General features: G+C 65.4%; 22 protein-coding genes and 1 riboswitch. Of the genes, 15 read left to right on the top strand and 7 right to left on the bottom strand.

Annotation, left to right across the window (positions count from 1 at the left end; genetic code table 11):
* Positions 1–116 precede the first annotated feature (116 nt).
* Genes pstC through phoB form a run of 5 tightly spaced genes read left to right on the top strand, consistent with a single transcriptional unit; the run spans position 117 to position 4,232 of the window.
* Positions 117–1,106, top strand: a complete 990-nt coding sequence (pstC, locus tag I6F16_RS27915) for a phosphate ABC transporter permease subunit PstC (protein WP_036001678.1) — start codon at positions 117–119, stop codon at positions 1,104–1,106.
* 4 nt (positions 1,107–1,110) lie between these two features.
* The gene (gene pstA / locus I6F16_RS27910; RefSeq protein WP_036001676.1) at positions 1,111–1,956 is read left to right on the top strand and encodes a phosphate ABC transporter permease PstA; all 846 of its coding nucleotides are present in this window, start codon (positions 1,111–1,113) and stop codon (positions 1,954–1,956) included.
* The gene (gene pstB / locus I6F16_RS27905; RefSeq protein ID WP_036001673.1) at positions 1,953–2,774 is read left to right on the top strand and encodes a phosphate ABC transporter ATP-binding protein PstB; all 822 of its coding nucleotides are present in this window, start codon (positions 1,953–1,955) and stop codon (positions 2,772–2,774) included. Before pstA ends, pstB begins: the two co-directional genes overlap by 4 nt.
* An 11-nt stretch (positions 2,775–2,785) precedes the next feature.
* Entirely contained in the window at positions 2,786–3,502 is a 717-nt protein-coding gene (phoU, locus tag I6F16_RS27900) for a phosphate signaling complex protein PhoU (RefSeq protein WP_036001670.1), read from the top strand.
* Positions 3,503–3,524: 22 nt separating this feature from the next.
* Positions 3,525–4,232 (top strand): phosphate regulon transcriptional regulator PhoB, encoded by a 708-nt coding sequence (gene phoB, locus I6F16_RS27895; protein WP_008143479.1) that lies wholly within the window; start codon positions 3,525–3,527, stop codon positions 4,230–4,232.
* 299 nt (positions 4,233–4,531) lie between these two features.
* Here phoB and I6F16_RS27890 read toward each other — a convergent pair whose 3' ends face one another.
* A complete protein-coding gene (locus I6F16_RS27890; RefSeq protein WP_036001664.1) occupies positions 4,532–5,044 on the bottom strand; it encodes a GcrA family cell cycle regulator in 513 nt (170 codons plus the stop codon).
* A gap of 459 nt (positions 5,045–5,503) precedes the next feature.
* Here I6F16_RS27890 and I6F16_RS27885 point away from each other — a divergent pair, with 459 nt between their 5' ends.
* From I6F16_RS27885 to I6F16_RS27875, 3 genes are all read left to right on the top strand, one after another.
* Positions 5,504–6,712, top strand: coding sequence for an aspartate aminotransferase family protein (locus I6F16_RS27885; RefSeq protein WP_057028453.1), 1,209 nt, complete (start codon positions 5,504–5,506; stop codon positions 6,710–6,712).
* Positions 6,712–7,647, top strand: coding sequence for an ornithine carbamoyltransferase (gene argF, locus I6F16_RS27880; protein ID WP_036042744.1), 936 nt, complete (start codon positions 6,712–6,714; stop codon positions 7,645–7,647). The genes I6F16_RS27885 and argF overlap by 1 nt, the downstream gene beginning before the upstream one ends.
* A gap of 265 nt (positions 7,648–7,912) precedes the next feature.
* A complete protein-coding gene (locus tag I6F16_RS27875; RefSeq protein WP_109142180.1) occupies positions 7,913–8,920 on the top strand; it encodes an Hsp33 family molecular chaperone in 1,008 nt (335 codons plus the stop codon).
* A gap of 160 nt (positions 8,921–9,080) precedes the next feature.
* On the opposite strand, the gene apaG is transcribed toward I6F16_RS27875, so the two are convergent.
* Positions 9,081–9,473, bottom strand: coding sequence for a Co2+/Mg2+ efflux protein ApaG (gene apaG, locus I6F16_RS27870; RefSeq protein ID WP_024337101.1), 393 nt, complete (start codon positions 9,471–9,473; stop codon positions 9,081–9,083).
* Positions 9,474–9,667: 194 nt separating this feature from the next.
* On the opposite strand from apaG, the gene I6F16_RS27865 reads away from it, so the two are divergent.
* The 3 genes from I6F16_RS27865 to I6F16_RS27855 are packed head-to-tail and all read left to right on the top strand — an operon-like array spanning position 9,668 to position 12,705.
* Positions 9,668–10,924 carry an OpgC domain-containing protein gene (locus I6F16_RS27865; RefSeq protein ID WP_035996371.1) on the top strand — a complete coding sequence of 419 codons (1,257 nt, stop codon included), beginning with the start codon at positions 9,668–9,670 and terminating at the stop codon, positions 10,922–10,924.
* Positions 10,924–11,703, top strand: a complete 780-nt coding sequence (locus I6F16_RS27860; protein WP_036020422.1) for a lipolytic enzyme — start codon at positions 10,924–10,926, stop codon at positions 11,701–11,703. Before I6F16_RS27865 ends, I6F16_RS27860 begins: the two co-directional genes overlap by 1 nt.
* A 12-nt stretch (positions 11,704–11,715) precedes the next feature.
* Positions 11,716–12,705 (top strand): SGNH/GDSL hydrolase family protein, encoded by a 990-nt coding sequence (locus I6F16_RS27855; RefSeq protein WP_225113444.1) that lies wholly within the window; start codon positions 11,716–11,718, stop codon positions 12,703–12,705.
* Positions 12,706–12,819: 114 nt separating this feature from the next.
* On the opposite strand, the gene I6F16_RS27850 is transcribed toward I6F16_RS27855, so the two are convergent.
* On the bottom strand, positions 12,820–14,007 hold the full coding sequence (locus I6F16_RS27850) for an O-succinylhomoserine sulfhydrylase (RefSeq protein ID WP_225113445.1): 1,188 nt from the start codon (positions 14,005–14,007) through the stop codon (positions 12,820–12,822).
* A 76-nt stretch (positions 14,008–14,083) separates the two neighbouring features.
* Positions 14,084–14,163, bottom strand: a riboswitch (SAM riboswitch).
* A 110-nt stretch (positions 14,164–14,273) separates the two neighbouring features.
* Between I6F16_RS27850 and I6F16_RS27845 the strand changes: the two genes are divergently transcribed.
* From I6F16_RS27845 to I6F16_RS27830, 4 genes are all read left to right on the top strand, one after another.
* On the top strand, positions 14,274–15,380 hold the full coding sequence (locus tag I6F16_RS27845; protein ID WP_035996377.1) for a 2'-deoxycytidine 5'-triphosphate deaminase: 1,107 nt from the start codon (positions 14,274–14,276) through the stop codon (positions 15,378–15,380).
* Positions 15,381–15,485: 105 nt separating this feature from the next.
* A complete protein-coding gene (locus I6F16_RS27840; RefSeq protein ID WP_035996379.1) occupies positions 15,486–15,899 on the top strand; it encodes a PAS domain S-box protein in 414 nt (137 codons plus the stop codon).
* Positions 15,900–16,004: 105 nt separating this feature from the next.
* Positions 16,005–17,057, top strand: a complete 1,053-nt coding sequence (locus I6F16_RS27835; RefSeq protein ID WP_225113446.1) for a hypothetical protein — start codon at positions 16,005–16,007, stop codon at positions 17,055–17,057.
* A 365-nt stretch (positions 17,058–17,422) separates the two neighbouring features.
* Entirely contained in the window at positions 17,423–18,865 is a 1,443-nt protein-coding gene (locus tag I6F16_RS27830; RefSeq protein ID WP_225113447.1) for an MATE family efflux transporter, read from the top strand.
* Here the strand turns inward: I6F16_RS27830 and I6F16_RS27825 are convergent.
* The 4 genes from I6F16_RS27825 to I6F16_RS27810 all read right to left on the bottom strand — a co-directional run bounded on the left by I6F16_RS27825 (position 18,862) and on the right by I6F16_RS27810 (position 21,262).
* Positions 18,862–19,338: a hypothetical protein gene (locus I6F16_RS27825; protein WP_036020431.1), complete on the bottom strand. Its 477-nt coding sequence runs from the start codon at positions 19,336–19,338 to the stop codon at positions 18,862–18,864. The two genes, I6F16_RS27830 and I6F16_RS27825, sit on opposite strands and share 4 nt — an antisense overlap.
* Before the next feature lie 114 nt (positions 19,339–19,452).
* Entirely contained in the window at positions 19,453–19,854 is a 402-nt protein-coding gene (locus I6F16_RS27820) for an SRPBCC family protein (protein WP_036020433.1), read from the bottom strand.
* Positions 19,855–20,004: 150 nt separating this feature from the next.
* Positions 20,005–20,364 carry a VOC family protein gene (locus I6F16_RS27815; RefSeq protein WP_035996395.1) on the bottom strand — a complete coding sequence of 120 codons (360 nt, stop codon included), beginning with the start codon at positions 20,362–20,364 and terminating at the stop codon, positions 20,005–20,007.
* A 58-nt stretch (positions 20,365–20,422) separates the two neighbouring features.
* A complete protein-coding gene (locus I6F16_RS27810; protein ID WP_225113448.1) occupies positions 20,423–21,262 on the bottom strand; it encodes a helix-turn-helix domain-containing protein in 840 nt (279 codons plus the stop codon).
* Positions 21,263–21,271 lie beyond the last annotated feature (9 nt).

The following is a 21,271-nucleotide window of genomic DNA, read 5'->3' as shown; positions in this document are numbered from 1 at the left end:
ACACGGTTCCGGGACGCTGCAAGATCTCCGCTCCGGATCGGCCTCCTGCCGCATCCGGAGCGCGCCACCAACAACAAGCGTACATAAAACGGGTATAGGGGATCGGCGTGGCTGAGATGGCTGTTGAGAGCAATGTGATTGATGCTGCCGGTCCATATGATCGCGCCAAGGCCTTGAGCGCGTTCAAGCTCGGCGACGTCACCTTCTACTGGATCACGCGGTTGTCCGCGATCTCGGTGCTGCTGATCCTCGGCGGCATCATCATCTCGCTGATCGTCGGCGCCTTCCCGGCGATCCAGGAGTTCGGCATCTCCTTCCTGTGGACGCAGCGCTGGGCGCCCTCGGCCGATCCGCCGGTGCTCGGCGCGCTCGGGCCGATCTACGGCACGCTCGTCACCTCCTTCATCGCGATGCTGATCGCCATTCCCGTCGGTCTCGGCATTGCGATCTTCCTCACCGAGCTCTGCCCGCAATGGCTGCGCCGCCCGATCGGCATGGCGGTTGAGCTGCTCGCCGGCATCCCCTCGATCATCTACGGCATGTGGGGCTTCTTCGTGCTCGGCCCGTTCCTGGCCAACACCTTCCAGCCTTTCATGATCAGGGTGTTCGACGGCGTCCCCGTGCTGGGCGCGATCTTCGCAGGGCCCCCGTCCTATCTCAGCCTGTTCAACGCCGCGCTGATCCTCGCCATCATGGTGCTGCCCTTCATCACCTCGATTTCGGTCGACGTGTTCAAGACGGTGCCGCCGGTGCTGAAGGAAGCCGCCTACGGCGTCGGCTGCACCACCTGGGAGGTCGTCCGCAGCGTGGTGATCCCCTACACCCGCGTCGGCATCATCGGCGGCGTCATGCTGGCGCTGGGCCGGGCGCTCGGCGAGACCATGGCGGTGACCTTCATCATCGGCAACTCGTTTCGGATCTCCTCGTCGATCTTCGCGCCGGGCACGACGATTTCGGCGGCGATCGCCTCCGAATTTGCCGAGAGCGACGGCCTGCACCAGTCCGGCCTGATCCTGCTCGGCCTCCTGCTGTTCGTGCTGACGTTCTTCGTGCTCGCTGCCGCCCGTTTGATGCTGCTGCGCCTCGAAACCAAGGCCGGGAAGTGAAGCCATGAACCCGATCTATTCGCGCCGCCGCCGCTGGGACATCGTCATTCGCGGCCTCTGCATCGCAGCCGCCGCCTTCGGCGTCACCTGGCTCGCGCTGATCCTGGTCACGCTGCTCTACAACGGCCTGGCCGGGCTCAACCTCCAGGTCTTCACAGCTGACACGCCGCCGCCCGGATCGACCGAGGGCGGCCTGCGCAACGCCATCGTCGGTTCGTTGATCATGACCGTGATCGGCGTCGGCATCGGCGCGCCGCTCGGCCTGTTCGCCGGCACCTATCTCGCCGAGTACGGCCGCAACGACAAGCTGACCTCGGTGATCCGCTTCATCAACGACATTCTCCTGTCGGCACCCTCGATCATCATCGGCCTCTTCATCTATGGCGCGGTGGTGGTGCCGATGCGCGGCTTCTCGGCGATTGCGGGCGCGCTGGCGCTTGCCGTCATCGTGATCCCGGTCGTCGTGCGCACCACCGAAGACATGCTACTGCTGGTGCCGAATCCGTTGCGCGAAGCTGCCAGCGCGCTCGGCCTGCCGCGCTCGCTGGTGATCAAGCGTATCGCCTATCGTGCCGCGCGCTCCGGCCTCATCACCGGCGTGCTGCTGGCGACCGCCCGCGTCGCCGGCGAGACCGCGCCGCTGTTGTTCACGGCACTGTCGAACCAGTTCTTCAGCCTCGGCCTGAACAAGACGATGGCGAACCTGCCTGTCACCATCAACAACTTCGTGCAGAGCCCCTACGAGTATTGGAAGCAACTCGCCTGGAGCGGCGCGCTGTTGATCACCCTGACCGTGCTTGCCCTTAACATTGGCGCGCGCATCCTTGGCGCCGAGAGGACTGCAAAATGAGTGAAATGTCTGTTTCCGTCAGCGCGCCGACCGTTCATCCCGGCTCGCAGCCCCTGCCCGAGGCGCCCGCCAAGGTCACGGCGCGCAACCTCAACTTCTACTACGGCGACCACCACGCGCTGAAGAACATCAACCTGGCGCTCGGCACCAACCGCGTCACGGCGTTCATCGGCCCGTCCGGCTGCGGCAAGTCCACCCTGCTGCGCATCTTCAACCGGATGTACGACCTCTATCCGGGCCAGCGCGCCGACGGTCAGCTGTTGCTCGACCATACCAACATCCTCGACCCCAAGCTCGACCTCAACCTGCTCCGCGCCCGGGTCGGCATGGTGTTCCAGAAGCCGACGCCGTTCCCGATGACGATCTACGAGAACATCGCCTTCGGCATTCGTCTCTATGAGAAGATCTCCAAGTCCGAGATGGACGACCGCGTCGAGAAGGCACTGCGCGGTGGCGCGCTGTGGAACGAGGTCAAGGACAAGCTCAATGCCTCCGGCCTGTCGCTCTCCGGCGGCCAGCAGCAGCGCCTCTGCATCGCCCGCACCGTCGCGGTGCGGCCCGAGGTGATCCTGTTTGACGAGCCCTGCTCGGCGCTCGACCCGATCTCGACCGCCAAGGTCGAGGAGCTGATCCAGGAATTGTCCGAGAACTACACGATCGCGATCGTCACCCACAACATGCAGCAGGCCGCGCGCGTTTCCGACAAGACCGCCTTCATGTATCTCGGCGAGTTGATCGAGTTCGACGACACCAGCAAGATCTTCACGTCGCCGAGCGATCGGCGCACGCAGGATTACATCACCGGCCGGTTCGGCTGAGGAGACGGAACATGGGTTCTGAACATACCGTAAAGGCTTTCGACAGCGACCTTCAGGAGCTCACCCGCCTGGTCGCCGAGATGGGCGGCATCGCCGAGCGCATGATCGTCGATTCCGTCGACGCGCTGATCCGCCGCGACGTCGCGCTCGGCCAGCGCGTCGTCGCCACCGACGTCGAGCTCGACGCGCTGCAGAAGCGCATCGAGGAGCGCGCCGTGCTCACCATCGCCCGCCGCCAGCCGATGGCCGTCGACCTGCGCGAGATCGTCGGCGCGATGCGCGTTGCGACCGATCTCGAGCGCATCGGCGATCTCGCCAAGAATATGGGCAAGCGCGTCGCGGCGCTGGAGACGGATTTCCATCCGCTCAAGCTGTTCCGCGGCCTGGAGCACATGACCGACCTCGTGCAGCAGCAGGTCAAGTCGGTACTGGACGCCTATGCCGCGCACGACCTGCCGGCGGCGATGGCGGTGTGGAAGGGCGACGAAGAAGTCGACGCCATCTGCACCTCGCTGTTCCGCGAGCTCCTCACCTACATGATGGAGGATCCGCGCAACATCTCGTTCTGCATCCACCTGATGTTCTGTGCCAAGAACATCGAGCGGATCGGCGACCACGCCACCAACATCGCCGAGACCGTGTTCTACATGATCGAGGGCCAGGCGATCACCGACAAGCGGCCGAAGGGCGACATGACGACCTTCGCCACGACGGTGCCGAACACCTGACGACTTAAGGAGCTACGACCACATGGGCGCACGCATTATGGTGGTTGAGGACGAGGAAGCTCTCACCGAGCTTCTTCGCTACAACCTCGAAGGCGACGGCTATGACGTCGAGACGGTGATGCGCGGCGATGACGCCGACACCCGCCTCAAGGAGCACATTCCCGATCTGATCGTGCTCGACTGGATGCTGCCGGGCCTGTCAGGCATCGAGCTGTGCCGGCGGCTTCGGACCCGCCCCGAGACCAAGCAGCTGCCGATCATCATGCTCACCGCGCGCGGCGAGGAGAGCGAACGGGTGCGCGGGCTCGCGACCGGCGCGGATGATTATATCGTCAAGCCGTTCTCGGTGCCGGAGCTGCTTGCGCGCGTGAAGGGCTTGCTCAGGCGCGCGAGCCCCGAGCGCCTCGCCACCGTGCTCGCCTATGGCGATATCGAGCTCGACCGCGACAAGCGCCGCGTGGCGCGCTCGGGCCGGCCGATCGATCTCGGTCCGACCGAATATCGCCTGCTGGAGTTCTTCCTGGAGCATCCCGGCCGCGTGTTCTCGCGCGAGCAGCTGCTCGACAGCGTCTGGGGCCGCGACATCTACATCGACGAGCGCACCGTCGACGTGCATATCGGCCGCCTGCGCAAGCTGCTCAATCTCGGCCGCGAGCAGGACCCGATCCGCACCGTCCGCGGCGCCGGCTACGCGCTGGACGATCGCTTCGCGAAGGCTGAGCAGACGTAAGGCGCCAGCGACAGCTGGTTTGGCGAACTGCGGCGCCGATCTCGGCCGTCATCCCGGGGCGCGCGCAGCGTGAGCCCGGGATCTCAGCGCGAGCGCTTGCGCTCTTCGCGATTAGCCACAGGACGTGGTTTGGCGAAGACTCGGAGTGACCATCTCGCGCAACGATTGCGCCCCGCGGTTACGGATCCCGCATTCGCGGGGATGACACCGAACGATTGGGAGCCGTCATCGTGTGACGGCTGCAGTCTTGGCGATCAAGCTTGGCGATCAAAGCTTGGCGATCAGGGAATTCCGCAAGCTCACCGCGTGCCCGGTTTCGGTGCTGCGCGACGGCGGTCCGCTGCGGGCTGATAGGCCACGCGCGAATGCTGGGCGCAGTAGGGCAGGCCGGAGAGCGCCTTGCCGCCGCAGAAGAAGAAATCCGGGCTCGAGGGATCGCCGACCGGCCAGTGGCAGGTCGCCTCGTTCAATTCCAGCAGCGACAGCCGCTGGCTCATCGGCACCACGTTGTCGTAGGTAACCGGCTCGGCTTCCAACTCGACCTCGAAGGCCTGCGCCAACGCGGTGTTGCCGCGCGCGACGGGGCGGGTCACCCGCATCATATGCTGCGCGGGCCGTGCCTTGCGCGGCCGCGGCGCTGCCGATGAAGGGCTCTTGGCGCGGCCGGACAGGCCGAGCCGGTGCACCTTGCCGATCACGGCATTGCGGGTCACATTGCCGAGCTCCGCCGCGATCTGGCTGGCCGAAAGTCCGGCCTCCCAGAGCTTCTTCAGCTGCTCGACGCGATCATCGGACCAGGTCAAAACCGTCATTGCACCCTTTCCCTCGCTGCGCGCCTGCCATCCTGGGGCCTTCGCAGCGAATGCTTTAGCCTTGAAAAACCCGTGCCGTCAGAATCCCTTAAGGCTCGCCGGGCGCGCTCAAGACGCCCGAACGTTTACGCCGGTACATGAGGACTTCTGGGATCAGAACTGCTGCACGAGATGTCGTATCTGACAGTCCAAACGCTACAATATGGCGTGACTCCCGCGCAAGAGTCCGCCGACTCGCTTCCACATGTTCCGTGGTGAAAAACCCGCAAAATCGGCACCGCAAGACTACGGAATCAGCGTTTCGCGAGGCTTTCCGGGCGGCATTGACACCCGTCTTGCCAGGCATAAGATAGTGCCACGTGCCGCCCTTAAAAGGCGGCACGTTTCGTTTTCCGGGGCCGGTCGATGGTGCGTCGCGCAATGCATGCCTCACACCGTCCGCAACATTCAAGTGACGTCATGACTAACAGCGCAGCGCCGCATTTGCTCCCCGTTTTCGCCAGGGCCGACCTCGGTTTCGAGCGCGGCGAAGGCTGCTGGCTGATCGCGACCAACGGCGATCGCTATCTCGATTTCACCTCGGGTGTCGCGGTGAATGCGCTCGGCCATGTCCATCCCGCGCTGGTCAAGGCGTTGCAGGAGCAGGCGACCAAGCTCTGGCACATGTCGAACCTGTTCCAGAGCCCTGACGGCGAGAAGCTCGCAAGCCGCCTCTGCAATGAGAGCTTTGCGGACTTCGTGTTCTTCTGCAATTCCGGCGCCGAGGCGCTGGAAGGCGTGATCAAGCTGGTGCGCCACCATCACTTCTCCAAGGGGCATCCGGAACGTTACCGCATGATCACCTTCGAGGGTGCCTTCCATGGCCGCACGCTGGCGACGCTCGCCGCCACCGGCTCTGCGAAATATCTCGAGGGCTTCGGTCCGCCGATGGACGGCTTCGATCAGGTGCCGCACGGCGACCTCGACGCCGTGAAGAAGGCGATCGGTCCGCACACCGCCGGCATTCTCATCGAGCCGATCCAGGGCGAGGGTGGCGTTCGTTCTGCACCTCACGCCTTCCTGAGGGCGCTGCGCGAACTCTGTAACGAGCGCGGCCTGTTGCTCGCCTTCGACGAGGTGCAGACCGGCATGGGCCGCACCGGCGAGCTCTTTGCCTACAAGCGCACCGGCGTCACACCGGATGTGATGTCGCTCGCCAAGGCGCTCGGCGGCGGCTTTCCGATCGGTGCGGTGCTGGCGACCGCGGACGCGGCGGCCGGCATGGGGCCCGGCTCGCACGGCTCCACCTTCGGCGGCAATCCGCTCGCGATCTCGGCTGCCAACGCCGTGCTCGATGTCATGCTCAAGCCCGGCTTCTTCGACCACGTGCAGAAGATGTCGCTGCTGCTCAAGCAGAAGCTCGCCTCCGTGATCGATCGTCATCCCGAAATCGTCAGCGAGGTGCGCGGCGAGGGCCTGCTGATCGGTATCAAGGCGGTGGTGCCCTCGGGCGATCTCGTCGCGGCGCTGCGCGCCGAAAAGCTGCTCACCGTCGGGGCCGGCGACAATGTCGTGCGCTTCCTGCCGCCCCTGATCGTCACGGAAGCGGAGATCGAGGACAGCGTCGGCCGGTTAGAGCGCGCCTGCGCTGCGATCTCCTCCAGCCAGACCAAGCGGGCGGCAAGCTGATGAGCACGACGCCCAACAAAGCTCCCAAGCACTTCCTGGATATCAACGAGCTGCCGCTCTCGGAGCTCAAGAGCATGCTCGCCGCCTCTTCGGCGATGAAGGCGAAGCAGAAGGCGCAGCAGCCGGTCAGGCCGCTCGAGGGCAAGACGCTGGCGATGATCTTCGAGCGTCCCTCGACCCGCACCCGCGTCTCGTTCGACGTCGGCATGCGCCAGCTCGGCGGCGAGGCGATCATGCTCACCGGCGCCGAGATGCAGCTCGGCCGCGGCGAGACCATCGCCGACACCGCGCGGGTTCTGTCGCGCTATGTCGACGCCATCATGATCCGCATCCTCAACCACGATGCGCTGCTGGAGCTTGCGGCCAACGCCACCGTGCCCGTCATCAACGGCCTGACGCGGCGTTCGCATCCCTGCCAGGTGATGGCCGACCTCATGACCTATGAGGAACATCGCGGCCCGATCGAGGGCAAGACGGTGGCCTGGACCGGCGACGACAACAACGTGCTGGCGTCCTGGGCCCATGCCGCCGAGCGCTTCAAATTCCAGCTCAATGTCGCAACGCCGCCGGAGCTCGCACCGAAAAAGGCCATGCGCGACTGGATCAAGGCGACGGGCGCGCCGATCGTGCTCGGCACCGATCCGGAAGCCGCCGTGCGCGGCGCCGATTGCGTCGTCACCGACACCTGGGTGTCGATGGGCGACAAGGAGGGCGAGCACCGCCACAACGTGCTCAAGCCCTACCAGGTCAATGCCAAGCTGATGTCGCTGGCCAAGGCGGACGCATTGTTCATGCATTGCCTGCCGGCCCATCGCGGCGAGGAGGTCACCGACGAGGTGATCGACGGGCCGCAATCGGTCGTGTTCGACGAGGCCGAAAACCGCCTGCACGCGCAGAAGGGCATCTTGGCCTGGTGCTTCGACGCGGTGAAGTAGGCGCGCTGGAAGCCCGGCTGCGGCCTCACACGCAATTGTCGTCCCGCACAAGCGCGCCAAAAGCGCGCGCAGATCCACAGGAAGTCGTTTGGCGAAGACTCGGAGTTGCCATCTCGCTCGATGACGTGGTCCTGTGGTTATGGGTCCCGGGCTCGCGCGTTGCGCGCCCCGGGACGACACCGAGCTTGCTGTAGCGTTGTGCACCCTCATCGCATCCGGAACGCGCCCCCTTCCATTTCCGCCCTCCGACCCCAGATAAAGCGCCATGGTTTCCCAGTCTCCTGACATGAACACCGGGCCTGAAGGCCCGGTTCGCGCGCCATCATCGGTTCCGATCGATGACGCCGTGCTGCCTTACGAGGTCGACGCGCTTGACGTGCGCGGGCGCCTGGTGCGGCTTGGCCCCGCGCTCGACGACATCCTCACCAAGCACGATTATCCCGCAGCCGTGGGCAAGCTGCTCGGCGAGGCCATCGTGCTGACGACGCTGCTCGGCTCGACGCTGAAATTCGAGGGCCGCTTCATTCTTCAGGCCCAGACCGACGGTCCGGTGTCGTTCCTGGTGGTCGACTACAAGGCCCCGGACCGCCTGCGCGCCTATGCGCGCTTTGACGCCTCGCGCCTGGGCACGGCCAAGGATTCCGGCACGCTGCTCGGCCGCGGCCATCTCGCCATGACCATCGACCAGGGCCCCGACATGAGCCGTTACCAGGGCCTGGTTGCGCTCGACGGCGGCAGCCTGGAAGACGCCGCCCACGAATATTTCCTGCGCTCCGAGCAGATCCCGACGCGCGTGCGCCTCGCGGTCGGCGAGGAGTGGCGCTCGAGCGACGGCGGCAAGCATCGCTGGCGCGCCGGCGGCATGCTGATGCAATTTCTGCCGAAGGCGCCGGAGCGCGCGCGGCAGGCGGACTTGCATCCCGGCGATGCGCCCGACGGCACCGAGGTGCACAGCGTCGCGGAAGACGATGCATGGGTCGAGGCACGCTCGCTGATCGAGACGGTCGAAGACGTCGAGCTGATCGATCCCGAGCTCTCCGGCGAGCGGCTGCTCTACCGCCTCTTCCACGAGCGCGGCGTGCGCGTGTTCAATCCGCAGGTGCTCGAGGCGCGGTGCTCCTGCTCGCGCGATGCGGTCGCCGCGATGCTCAAGAGCTTCTCGCACGACGACCGCGCCGCCATGGTCAAGGACGACAAGGTCGTCGTCACCTGCGAGTTCTGCTCGTCGGTGTATCAGTTCACGCCCCACGAGGCGGGCGTCGAGGACGCCTGAGCCTACCCGCGTCGCTGCACTCGCAATGTCGAGTGGAGCAGTGCCACACGCGCGGTGTCATCGCCCGACTTGATCGGGCGATCCAGTACTCCGAGACGATGCTGATCGCAACGAGAGGCCGCGGCGTACTGGATGCCCCGGTTACGGCGAACTCGCCTCTCTAATTCAACACCCGCTTGTTGTCGGGGCTGTCCAGCGAAAACGTCGGCACGTCGATCTCGAAACGCTCGCCGGTTTCGCTGACCATCTGGTAGCGGCCGGTCATGAAGCCCGAGGCGGTCGAGAGCGGCACGCCGGAGGTGTATTCGAAGCGTTCGCCGGGGGCGAGGATCGGCTGCTCGCCGACCACGCCTTCGCCCTTCACCTCCTGCTGGCGGCCGGAGGCATCGGTGATGATCCAGTGCCGCGTCTTGAGCTGCACGGTCTCCTCGCCCGAATTGGTGATGACGATGGTGTAGGACCAGAAGTAGCGCGAGCGGTCGGCCGACGATTGCTCCGGAACAAAGTTCGGCTCGACGGTCACTTCGATCTGGCGGGTCACGGCGCGGTACATGGCTGTCATCATACCGAATCCGCCTCGGGAACCAAACCCCGCCGGCGGCTTTGGCGACATCGTCCCGCCAGAATTGGAGGAAAAGCACACCACCGAGGGAGACACCCTTATGTGATCCGCGCGCTTTGCGAGACGACACCCGGACCATTACACTGCTTCGACGTCGCGATTTGCGGAAGGGTTTCCAGGCCCCGATGACCATTGCCGACCAAGTGACGGGATCGACCATCGCAGGAACCGCGGGCGCCAAGCCCGCAGGGACCAAGGCGCGCGCCGCAGCGCCGGCCATCACGCTGCCCGCCATCGGCGAGCGCGAGCTCCGGCTCGATCTGTTCCGCGGGCTCGCGCTGTGGCTGATCTTCATCGACCATCTGCCGCCCAGTCTGCTGACCTGGTTCACGATCCGCAATTACGGCCTCAGCGACGCCACCGAGATCTTCATCTTCATCTCCGGCTACACCGCCGCCTTCGTCTATGGCCGGGCCATGCTGGAGAGCGGCGTTCTCATCGCCACCGCGCGCATCCTGCGCCGGGTCTGGCAGATCTACGTCGCCCACGTCTTCCTGTTCACGATCTTCCTCGCCGAGATCTCCTATGTCGCGACCAGGTTCGAGAACCCGCTCTACACCGAAGAGATGGGCATCATGGACTTCCTCAAGCAGCCCGACGTCGTCATCGTGCAGGCGCTGCTGCTGCGCTTCCGTCCCGTCAACATGGACGTGCTGCCGCTCTACATCGTGCTGATGCTGGCGCTGCCGCTGATCCTGTGGTCGATGAAATGGCGGCCGGACGTCACGCTCGGGCTGTCGGTCCTGCTCTACGCGGTGACCTGGGAGTACGACCTTTACCTGTCGGCCTATCCGAACGGCTTCTGGGCCTTCAATCCGTTCGCCTGGCAATTGCTGTTCGTGTTTGGTGCCTGGTGCGCGCTCGGAGGTGCGCGTCGCATGTCGGGCATCCTGGCCTCGCCCGTGACGATGTGGATCTCGATCGCCTATCTCATCGCGGCGTTCTACGTGACCTTGACCTGGTACGTGCCCCAGCTCTCCCAGTTCATGCCGAAGCAGATCGAACAATGGATGTATCCGATCGACAAGACCGACCTCGACGTGCTGCGCTTCGCGCACTTCCTGGCGCTGGCGGCGCTGACCGTACGCTTCCTGCCCCGCGACTGGCCGGGCTTGAAATCGCGCTGGCTGCGACCATTGATTCTATGTGGTCAGCATTCGCTCGAGATCTTCTGCCTCGGCGTCTTCCTGGCCTTTGCCGGCCATTTCGTCCTCGCCGAAATCTCCGGCGGGCCGGTCATGCATGCGTTGATTAGCCTCTCCGGAGTCCTGATCATGTGGGGGGTGGCCTGGGTCATTTCGTGGTACAAGCGTGTGGCTGACAAGAGCGGTGCGAAAACCAAAAACGCCGTCGGCAACGCCGATCTGGCGGGAGGGGGCTGATGAAGGCGAAGGTTCTCCTGAGCCTGGTCCTGCTATGCGGTAACCTCGCCGCGCCCACGGCGCGCGCGGGCGATGCCGCGTCTGCCGCATCCCCTATGCCTGCGGCCTGCGAACTGCCGTCCTATCTGCTGACCAGCGAAAGCCAGCTGCCCAAGGTCGCCGAGGCGATCAAGGCCGGCAAACCGCTCGACATCCTGGTGATCGGCAGCCGCTCGACCACGATTCCGTCGTCGGAGAGCAGCTCCTATCCGGCGCGCATGGAGGCGATCCTCAAGGAGAAACTGCCGCCCTCCGAGCCCGTGCACGTCTCCGTAGAAATACAGAGCAAGAAAACGGCAGAGGAGACCGCGTCCACCTTCGTTAAGCTGATGGAAGCAAAAACGCCTACTTTGGTCATCTGGCAGACCGGGACCGTGGATGCTATCCGATCCATCGATCCCGACGAATTTCGTAGCGCGGTGACCGACGGGGTTGTTGCGTTGCAAAAGGCAGGGGCGGACGTCGTCTTGATGAATTTGCAATATAGCCCGCGCACCGAGACCATGATCTCGGCGCAGCCTTTTCTCGATAATATGCGCGTCGTGGCACAGGAGCACGACATCCCGCTGTTCGATCGTTTCGCGATCATGCGGCAGTGGAATGAACAGGGCCAGTTCGACCTGTTCAACCCGTCCCGCGGGCCTGAGCTGGCGAAGCAGGTCCATGATTGCCTTGGCCGGGCGTTGGCACAGTTCGTGATCGACGCTGCTCATCTGGAGCCGGCCCAGCAGCAAAATTGAGGTCTAGCGTTAATGAGTTCTCTCCGCCCTTTTTGCCTGACGTCATGGCTAGCCGTGCCTGCAACAGCAGTGCTGTTGTTGCTGACGCCCGCCGCGCATGCGCAGACGCCGGCCGCTCAGCCGGCGACCCCCGCACCCGCCCAGTCGCCTGATCCCGCGCCCGCTGCGCCGTCCCAGACCACCGTCGCCGCGAGGTCGCCCGAGCAGCGCGGCGTCACCTCGCGCGCCATCGACAAGGTGAAGGAGGTCGCGAAGTCCGCCGCCGACATCTTCAGCCGGGTGCCCTGCCTGCCGCCGAAGGGCGGCTCCAAGGCGATGGGCTCGCTGCCGCATGTCGCGAGCAAGCTGGCCGCCGGCCAGCCCGTCGTCATCGTCGCGTTCGGCTCCTCGTCGACTCAAGGGTTCGGCGCGAGCTCGCCGGAGTTCAATTACCCCAATCGTCTCGCCGCGCAGCTGCGCCGGCACTATCCGACTGCCGACATCAGCGTCATCAATGCCGGCGTCGGCGGCGAGGACGCCCCCGAGATGATGAAGCGTCTGCAGACGCAGGTGATCGACAGGCATCCGGATCTCGTGATCTGGCAGGTCGGCACCAACGCGGTGCTGCGCAATCTCGATCCTGCCGATACGGCCAAGCTGGTCGAGGACGGCATCAGCCGCATTCAGGCCGCCGGCGGCACCGACATCGTGCTGGTCGATCCGCAATATTCGCCGGCCGTCAACCAGCGCAAGGAGAGCGCCGGCAAGATGATCAAGCTGCTCGGCAACGTCGCCGAGCTCCGCAAGGTCGGCATTTTCCCGCGCTTCGAGGTGATGCGCGACTGGCACGAGAACCAGTCGATCCCGGTCGAGGGCTTCGTCATCGCCGACGGCCTGCACATGAACGATTGGGGCTATGCCTGCTTCGCCCAGCTGCTCGGCGACGACATCATCCGCTCCGTCGGCCAGATCAAGCTCGGTGTGAGCGTGCCCGCCGATGTGAGAACGTACCGGCCGATGTGAGAGGGCGCGTAGGGTGGGTTAGGCGAAGCCGTAACCCACCACTGTCTATCTCCGCGGATGCAGCAGAGGTGGATTACGCCTTCGGCTAATCCACCCTACGAGACCTCGCTTCCCTCACGCCTTCTCCAGCGCCGCGGTGAGATCCTCGATCAGGTCATCCGCGTGCTCGAGCCCCGCCGAGAAGCGGATAAATCCCTCGCTGATGCCGAGCGCGGCGCGGTCTTCCGGCTTGAGGCGCTGATGCGTCGTCGTCGCCGGATGCGTGACGAGGCTCTTGGCGTCGCCGAGATTGTTGGAGATCTTGGCAAGCTTCAATTCGTTGAGCACACGGAACGCCGCCGCCTTGCCGCCCTTCACCTCGAAGCCGACCAGCGTCGAGCCGCCGCGCATCTGCTTCTTCACCAGCGCCGCCTGCGGATGATCGGCGCGGCCGGGATAAACCAGCCGCGAAATCTTCGGATGGCTCGCCAGCACCTCGGCGACGCGCGCGGCATTGTCGGTCTGCGCGCGCACGCGCACGCCCAGCGTCTCCAGGCCCTTGAGCAGGACCCAGGCATTGAACGGCGAAATCGACGGGCCGGTCTGGCGCATGAAATTGTGGATGTGCTCGGCGATGAAGGCTTCGGAGGACAGGATGATGCCGCCGAGACAGCGGCCCTGGCCGTCGATGTGCTTGGTCGCAGAGTAGACGACGACGTCGGCGCCGAGCGCGAGCGGGCTCTGCCAGATCGGCGTCGCGAACACGTTGTCGACGACGAGCCGCGCGCCGCCCTTGTGCGCGATCTCGGCGATCGAGGGGATGTCGAGCACGTCCAGCGTCGGGTTGGTCGGGCTCTCCAGGAAGAACGTCTTGGTGTTGGGCCTCAGCGCGCGCTGCCACTGGTCGAGATCGAGCCCGTCGACCAGCGTGGCCTCGATGCCGTAGCGCGGCAACAGGTCCTGGATGACGTAGAGGCAGGAGCCGAACAGCGCGCGGGAGGCGACCACGTGATCGCCGGCCTTGAGCGGCGCCAGGATCGCGGTCGTCACCGCCGCCATGCCGGTTGCCGCCGAGCGCGCGGCCTCGGCGCCTTCGAGCTCGATCATGCGGCGCTCGAACATCGCAATCGTCGGGTTGGAATAGCGCGAATAGATGAAGCCGGGATCCTCGCCCTTGAACCGTGCCTCGCACTCCTCCGCGCTGGCGTAGACATAGCCTTGCGTCAGGAATAGCGCCTCCGAGGTCTCGCCATATTGCGAGCGCAGGGTGCCGGAATGGACCAGGCGGGTTTCGGGGCGATAGGCAGCAGACGACTTCGACATAGGACCCTCTCCGAGATGACCGTCGAGGCGAAAACGGTCACAAAAAAACCGGCCTGGATATCTCCACGGGCCGGGATCACAGAGGTCCCCGGCCTGTTTAGCGACTTATTTAACGTGGCTGCAAGCCGGCCGGCTCAAATCACCACGGGATAAGTGATGCTCATATTCCGCAATGCCCTTTCCGTCAAGGCGTCCATCGGATAGCCGTAAAAGACTTGTATTTCCGGCATGTCCGGATGCACTCGACCCCTGATGAGGACCCCCGGTTGACGTTCACGGTCGCCGCCGACGCCAATGGTATCCTGCCCGACCGCATGATCGCGGCGATGGCGGAAGAAGGTCTCATCCTGCCCGCCTACGACTTCGTCGAGAGCCAGATCCAGCCGGCGAGCCTCGATCTGCGCCTCGGCGACATCGCCTATCGGGTCCGCGCCAGCTTCCTCCCCGGGCCCGGTGCCACCGTGGCCGAGCGCATCGACGAGCTGAAGCTGCACGAGTTCAGCCTCGCCGACGGCGCGGTGCTCGAGACCAACTGCGTCTACATCGTGCCGTTGCTCGAGAGTCTGGCGCTGCCGCCGGAGATCGTCGCTGCCGCCAATCCGAAGAGCTCGACCGGCCGGCTCGACGTCTTCACCCGCGTGATCGCCGACGGCACCCGTCGCTTCGACATGATCGGCGCCGGCTATCACGGCCCGCTCTATGCCGAGATCAGCCCGAAGACGTTTCCGGTGCTGGTGCGCGAGGGCTCGCGTCTCAGCCAGGTGCGCTTCCGCACCGGCGATGCCATCCTCAATGCCGACGAGCTCGATGCGCTGCACGCCAGCGAGCGTCTCGTCGACATCGACGATGCCGATCTCTCGGGCGGCGTTGCCGTCTCGGTCGATCTCTCCGGCGAGAAGGCGAGCGGCTTCGTCGGCTACCGCGCCAAGCGCCACACCGGCGTCGTCGATGTCGACCGCCGCGCGGGCTACGCGGTGGAGGATTTCTGGGAGCCGATCTCGGCGCGCCCCGACGGCAGCCTGATCCTCGACCCCGGCGAGTTCTATATCCTCGCCTCCAAGGAAGCGGTGCAGGTGCCGCCCGATTACGCCGCTGAGATGGTGCCGTTCGATCCCCTGGTCGGCGAATTCCGCGTGCACTATGCCGGCTTTTTCGATCCCGGCTTCGGCTATGCCGGCGCTGGCGGGCTGGGATCGCGCGCCGTGCTGGAGGTGCGCTCGCGCGAGGTGCCGTTCATCCTCGAGCACGGTCAGATCGTCGGCCGCCTCGTCTACGAGAAGATGCTGGCCCGACCCGACGCCATGTACGGCCAGCGCATCGGTTCCAACTACCAGGCGCAAGGCCTCAAGCTCTCGAAGCATTTTCGGGTGTAGCCCGATCCTGTAGCCCGGATGGAGCGCAAGCGTAATCCGGGAAGGTCTCACTTGTGGCGCGATCCCGGATTACGCTTTGCTCCATCCGGGCTACAAGGTGGTGACATGATTGAGCCATCCCAACTCGACGCACAGATCATCAACGACGTCGCGGACGCGCTGATCTATTCCGATCGCTCCGGCACGATCACACGCTGGAATCGCGCATCGACCGCGCTGTTCGGCTTCACGGCCGACGAAGCGCTCGGCCAGAACCTCGATCTGATCATTCCCGAACATCTTCGCGCCGCGCACTGGAAAGGCTTCGACGCCGCGCTCGCGAGCGGCACCATGAAGCTTGCGGGCAAGCCGACGCTGACCCGCGCGCTGCACAAGAGCGGGCGCAAGCTCTACATCGAGATGACCTTCGCATTGGTGCGAGACAACGATGGCGCGGTGCAGGGATCGGTGGCGATGGCTCGCGACGTCACGGAGCGCGTTGAGCGCGAACGGGCGGCCAAGGCGGCGCAAAATTCGTGATGCGGAATTGACGGAAAGCCGCGCAGGGAGGCCTGCACGCGCGTCATGTTGCCTGTCACCGGCGGCGGTGACACACTCGATCAAAACCATGATCAGGGAGCGAACATGACCACCGCACCAGACCTCGCGCAGCACGCGCAATGGAAGCGCTGGCGCGCCGTCGCCGATCTCTATCACGCTTACTTCACCGGGCTGATCCTCACAATAGTCACGCGCCGCGGCACGGCGGATGCCGCAGAGTTCGTCTTCCGCGTGTTTCGTCGCCAGCAGCAGGAGCGTTTCCTGCCGGGGCTCAGGAAGCTCGGGATCGACCATCTGCCGCCGGCGGTCGCGGCTGCGCAATACCACTATCTCTCCAACTGGATCGGCGGCGTTCATGTCGAATACATGTACGAGAGCGACACCAAGGCTTGGATCCGCTATCCGCCGCCGCGCTGGATCTGGAAGGGCACTGCGATCTGTGGCGTGCCGGGCGAAGTCTCACGCGCCATGCTGCGCGGCTGGCACGCCAACAATGGCGCAGCCCTCGGCGATCTCAGGCTCGGCTTCGTCTGCACCAAGCAGAGCGTCGACGGCCAGGACGGGCTCGAAGGCTATTATCATCAATACGACCATCCGCTCGAGCTCGACCAGCGCCTCGTATTCGCGCGGCACCTGGAAGCGCCTTTGTTCGATGCGAAGACGGCGCCCGCCTTGCCGGTCGCGAGCTGGCCAAGACCGCGGCTGGAAAAGGCCTATCGCAATTACGCGATGGAATATGTCCGCACCGCCGCGCCCGTGATGGTGCAGCTGTTCGGCCCGGAGGATGCCGGCTATCTGCTGCACCTCACCGGCAAGCTGATCGGCATGCAATATTTCGACGAGGTCGCCGCGGCGCTGGCGACGACCCGCGGCGGCGCGCGAGAATTCGCATCGTTCCTGAGCGCGTTGCTCGCCGCGCAGGATGATGCAGCCGAGACGGCTCAATCGGAAGACACCTTCGAGATCCGGCAGCAGAGCTGGAAGCTGATGGACGACGTCGCCGACACTCACCGCGCCTGCGCCAAGCTGCTGGAGGGATTGTTCGAGGGTCTCGCTGCAGGTTGCGGCCGGCATATCGGCGTGCAGATGCGCGCCGCTCCGGGCGGCCGTCCGCCGCTGGTCTGGACGATCGGTTAGGCGACGGCCGCAGCGGGCTTCACCTCGCCCCGCTTGCGGGGAGAGGTCGGATTGCATCGAAGATGCAATCCAGGTGAGGGGGAGTCTCCGCGAGTCCAGCTCTCGCCGTCTTCGCGGATAGAGCCCCTCACCCCAACCCTCTCAGGGCGAGCGAAGCTCGTCCCGGCCCCGTAAGAACGGGGAGAGGGAGAAGAACGAATTCCACCGCTTGAAATGCGCTGCCGCAGGGCACGCCTGCATCGGGCGCAGGCAGAATCGGAGCACGCCGTGCTAACACGCCTCAGCCGCGCCATTCGCGCGAACGACGCCATTGGCACACCAAGTGATTGCTGCGCTGCAAACGGCGCCTGCGCCCGGGAGAGGACATGTCCGACATCGCCGAAATCCCGGTCGATGAGCAAGAGCGCCCACTGCCGCCGCCTCCGCCGCCGATCAGAAGCGTCCTGACCGAGGGGCCGATCCTGCGCACGCTGCTCTCGCTCGCCTGGCCGAACGCGATCGGTCTGTCGGCCGGCATTTGCGTGGTGATCGCCGAGACCTCCTATGTCGGCCGGCTCGGCGTCGAGGCGCTGGCGGCGATGGCGCTGGTGTTTCCGACGATCATTCTGACCATGACGATGTCCGGCGGCGCCATGGGCGGCGCGGTGGCTTCGGCCATTGCGCGTGCGCTCGGCGCCGGGAATCGCGAGCGCGCCGGCATATTGGCCGTGCACGCGATGCTGATCGGCATCAGCTTCGGACTCGTCTTCATGCTGGGCATGTTGATCTTCGGGCCGAGGTTGCTCGAGATGCTCGGCGGCCGCGGCGATGTGCTGACGCATGCGATCGCCTATACGCAGGTGTTCTTCGGCGGTGCCGTGCTGCCCTGGCTGCTTAACACCATGGCGGGCATCCTGCGCGGCACCGGCAACATGAAGCTGCCGTCGTTCCTGATCCTCAACTCCGCGGCCTGGCAGATCGTGCTCGGCGGCACGCTCGGTCTCGGGCTCGGGCCAGTGCCGCAGTTCGGCATGCGCGGCGTCGCCGCTGGCGCGCTGATCGCCTATACTATGAACATCGGCATTATGGCCTGGTACCTGTTCTCCGGCCGCGCGCGGATCACGCTGAAGCTGCGCGGCCTGCGCATCCAATGGGCGATGTTCTTCGACATCCTCAAGGTCGGCGCCATCGCCTGCTTCTCGCCGCTGCAATCGGTGCTGACGATCTCCATCTTCACGCACATGCTGGCGCAGTTCGGCACTGCGATCCTCGCCGGCTACGGCGTCGGCGCGCGGCTCGAATTCCTGCTGACCTCGATCGCATTCTCGTTCGGCATTGCCTGCGTGCCGATGGTCGGGATGGCGATCGGTGCTGGCCGCATCGCGCGGGCCCGGCGCATCGCCTGGACCGCCAGCGTTGCTGCTTTCGTGGCGGTCGGCGTGCCGGCGTGCCTCGTTGCGATCTTCCCCGATCTCTGGGTCAACATGTTCACCGACAGTGTGGCGGTGCGCGCGGCGAGCCATCAATATCTTTCGACGGTCGGGCCGTTCTACGCCTTCTTCGGCCTGGCAACGACGATGTATTTCTCCTCGCAAGGCGCGGCCAAGGTGATCGGGCCCGTGCTGGCGCAGACCGCGCGGCTGATCTACATCGCCGGAATCGGCTGGTGGCTGTCGAGGCACGGCGCCAGCGCGCAGAGCTTCTTCTGGCTCGCCGCGAGCTCGATGGTCGTGCTCGGCCTCTTGTCGTGCTCCAGCGTCGTGCTGACACGCTGGGGACCGCGCGAGACGAAGCCTGCGATCAAGCCGGCGCTTTCGGCTGCGGACTAGCGACGCTTGTGGCGGCGATGGCCGCCGCCGGTATTGGCGAGACGCATCAATTGCGGGATCATCGCCATCATGTCGCTGCCGCCGCTGCCGCCGAGCATGCCCATGATGTCGCCGCCGCCCATGCTGCCGATCCCGACCGGCATGGTGCCGCCGCCCATCGGCGTGTAGCCGCCGTAGCTCGGTGCACCCAATCCGCCGCCGAAATTGCCGCCGCCCATCAAGCCGCCGAGCCCGCCGCCGCCGTTCTCCATCATGCGGCTCATCATCGGCCCCATGGTCTGCATCAGCATGGCGAAGCGGCGCTTGCCCATCTTCGCCTTCATCATCTCCAGCATCGGCGCCATCTGGGTCATCATGTCCTCGCCGCCGGCTCCTCCGCCGCCGAGGAATTGCGCCTTTGCCGGCACGCTCGAGATTGAAAACAGCAGCAGCACCGCGGCCGCCTGGCAGATCACCTTGTCCGCACCTCTCATGGCATGCTCCTCGCGTGCGTGGCGCCGCCGGGAGAGCGGAGCCGACCGGACGCACGAGGGGCATGGTTAGGGCGGTCGAGGACGGGCTTCTGTGAGACAACTCACAGTGAATGATCAGGCCGAAGCGGGCGGAAACGCCTTGTGCATGGCGGCCACCGCCTCCTTGGTTTGCCCCTGAACGTAAGGCGCGAGCTCGTTCGGCAGCATGTCGATGATCCAGACGAGACGGCAGCTCGCCTCGCCCTCGGCAATGACCTGCACCGAGGCGCTGTAATGCCTCAGCCGCTCGTTGCTGATGGCATAGACGAGGCGCCGCCGCGTATCGTCGCAATCGACCAGCACCTCGCGCGCGACCGAGCCGTTGGCAAAGGTGACGATGCGCGCATCGCCGTCGAGCGTGCACGCGGTGACGAAGCCCGGCACCAGCCGCCGATGCAGCGCGCCGAAATCGCGCACCGCGTCCCAGACGTCGCGCGCGGAGGCGGGGAGGGAGATGTCGTTGTGGATGGAGGCCATGATCTCTCCTGGAATGCGTAGGGTGGGCAAAGGCGCGCTCTTCGCGCGCCGTGCCCACCATTCATCGGGCGTTGTCGCGAGCAATTGGTGGGCACGCTACGCTTTGCCCACCCTACGCGATCTCGCAATGACGGAGCGAGTGGCTAGCGCTCACACACAAACCGCCTCGACATTGTTGCCATCAGGGTCGATCAGGAACGCGGCGTAGTAGGTCGGGCTGTAATCCCTGCGTGGGCCGGCGCCGCCATTGTCGCGACCGCCGCTCTTCAGCCCTTCGCTATGGAACGCCTTGACTGCGTCGTGATCCTTGGCGCGAAACGCGATATGCGCACCATCTGCCTTGCGGCCCTTGTTCAGGTGCAGCCACAGCGCCGGCTCGCCCTTCGGCCCGAAACCGGCATAACCGTCGCCGCTCGAGCACAGGACAAAACCGAGCGGCGCCAGCACCGCGCTGTAGAAGCGCGTGGCGGCGTCGAGGTCGGCAACGCGCAATCCGATGTGGTCGTACATGTTCGCCTCCATTGCGAAGAAGCGTGCCGCGAAGGGCACGCGCCGGAGACGACCCTAGTCAGTTGAGGGCAAGCTGCTCTTGGAGAATCTTGCGCTCCCCCTTCGACGCCTGCCGGAACTTGGTCGGCGACACGCCGGCGGCGCGATGGAAGGTGCGGACGAAATTGGAGAGATCGCCGAAGCCGACGTCATAGGCGATATCGGTGACGGCGATGTCCTCGTCAGCGAGCAGCCGTGCCGCGTGGCGCAGCCGGGAGCGCACCAGATATTGATGCGGGGTGACACCGAGCACGGCCGAGAACAGCCGCAGGAAATGAAACGGGCTCAATCCCGCCTGCTTGGCTGCTTGCTCGAGGTCGAGCTCGGCATGCGAATTATCGTCCATCCACAGCGCCGCCTCCACCGCGCGGCGGCGGTCACGTGCGGTGGGTGTGGCCGGCTTGCGCGCTTTGCCCGAGACAGCGTCGACAAAACGGCCGGCCAGGATTTGGCCGATCTCGTCGAGGCCGAGATCGCTGTTGCCATCTGCTGCCGTCTGGGCCAGCTCGCCCAGCACCATCAGCTCGGGCAGCGGCGGCGTCGCGCCGATCTGCCAGACCTCGCGCCGCCCGCCGAGGGCGTCGACCAAATCCTCGCTGAAGAAGAAGCCGAGGCAGACGTCGCCGGACACGTGCTCATGCGTGCAGGTGTATTCCTCGCCGGGAGCGCCGATCAGCATCGAGCCCGCCACCAGCTCGAAGAAGCCGGCGCGACAATGACAGCCGAAGCTGCCGGAGCGCACATAGGCGATGGAATGGCCGGTGCGGCATTCCGCAAACGGCGTGTCGTCCGGTCCCGCATCGCAGCGAAACTCGGAAGCCGTGATCGAGGGCGTCGTCAGCAACGTGGTGGCGTGCATCCCGCGTAT

This window comes from Bradyrhizobium sp. IC4060, assembly GCF_020193715.1.
Taxonomy (GTDB): Bacteria; Pseudomonadota; Alphaproteobacteria; order Rhizobiales; family Xanthobacteraceae; genus Bradyrhizobium; species Bradyrhizobium yuanmingense.
The sequence above is the reverse complement of the archived record's forward strand: the minus strand, read 5'-3'. Positions and strand labels throughout refer to the sequence as shown.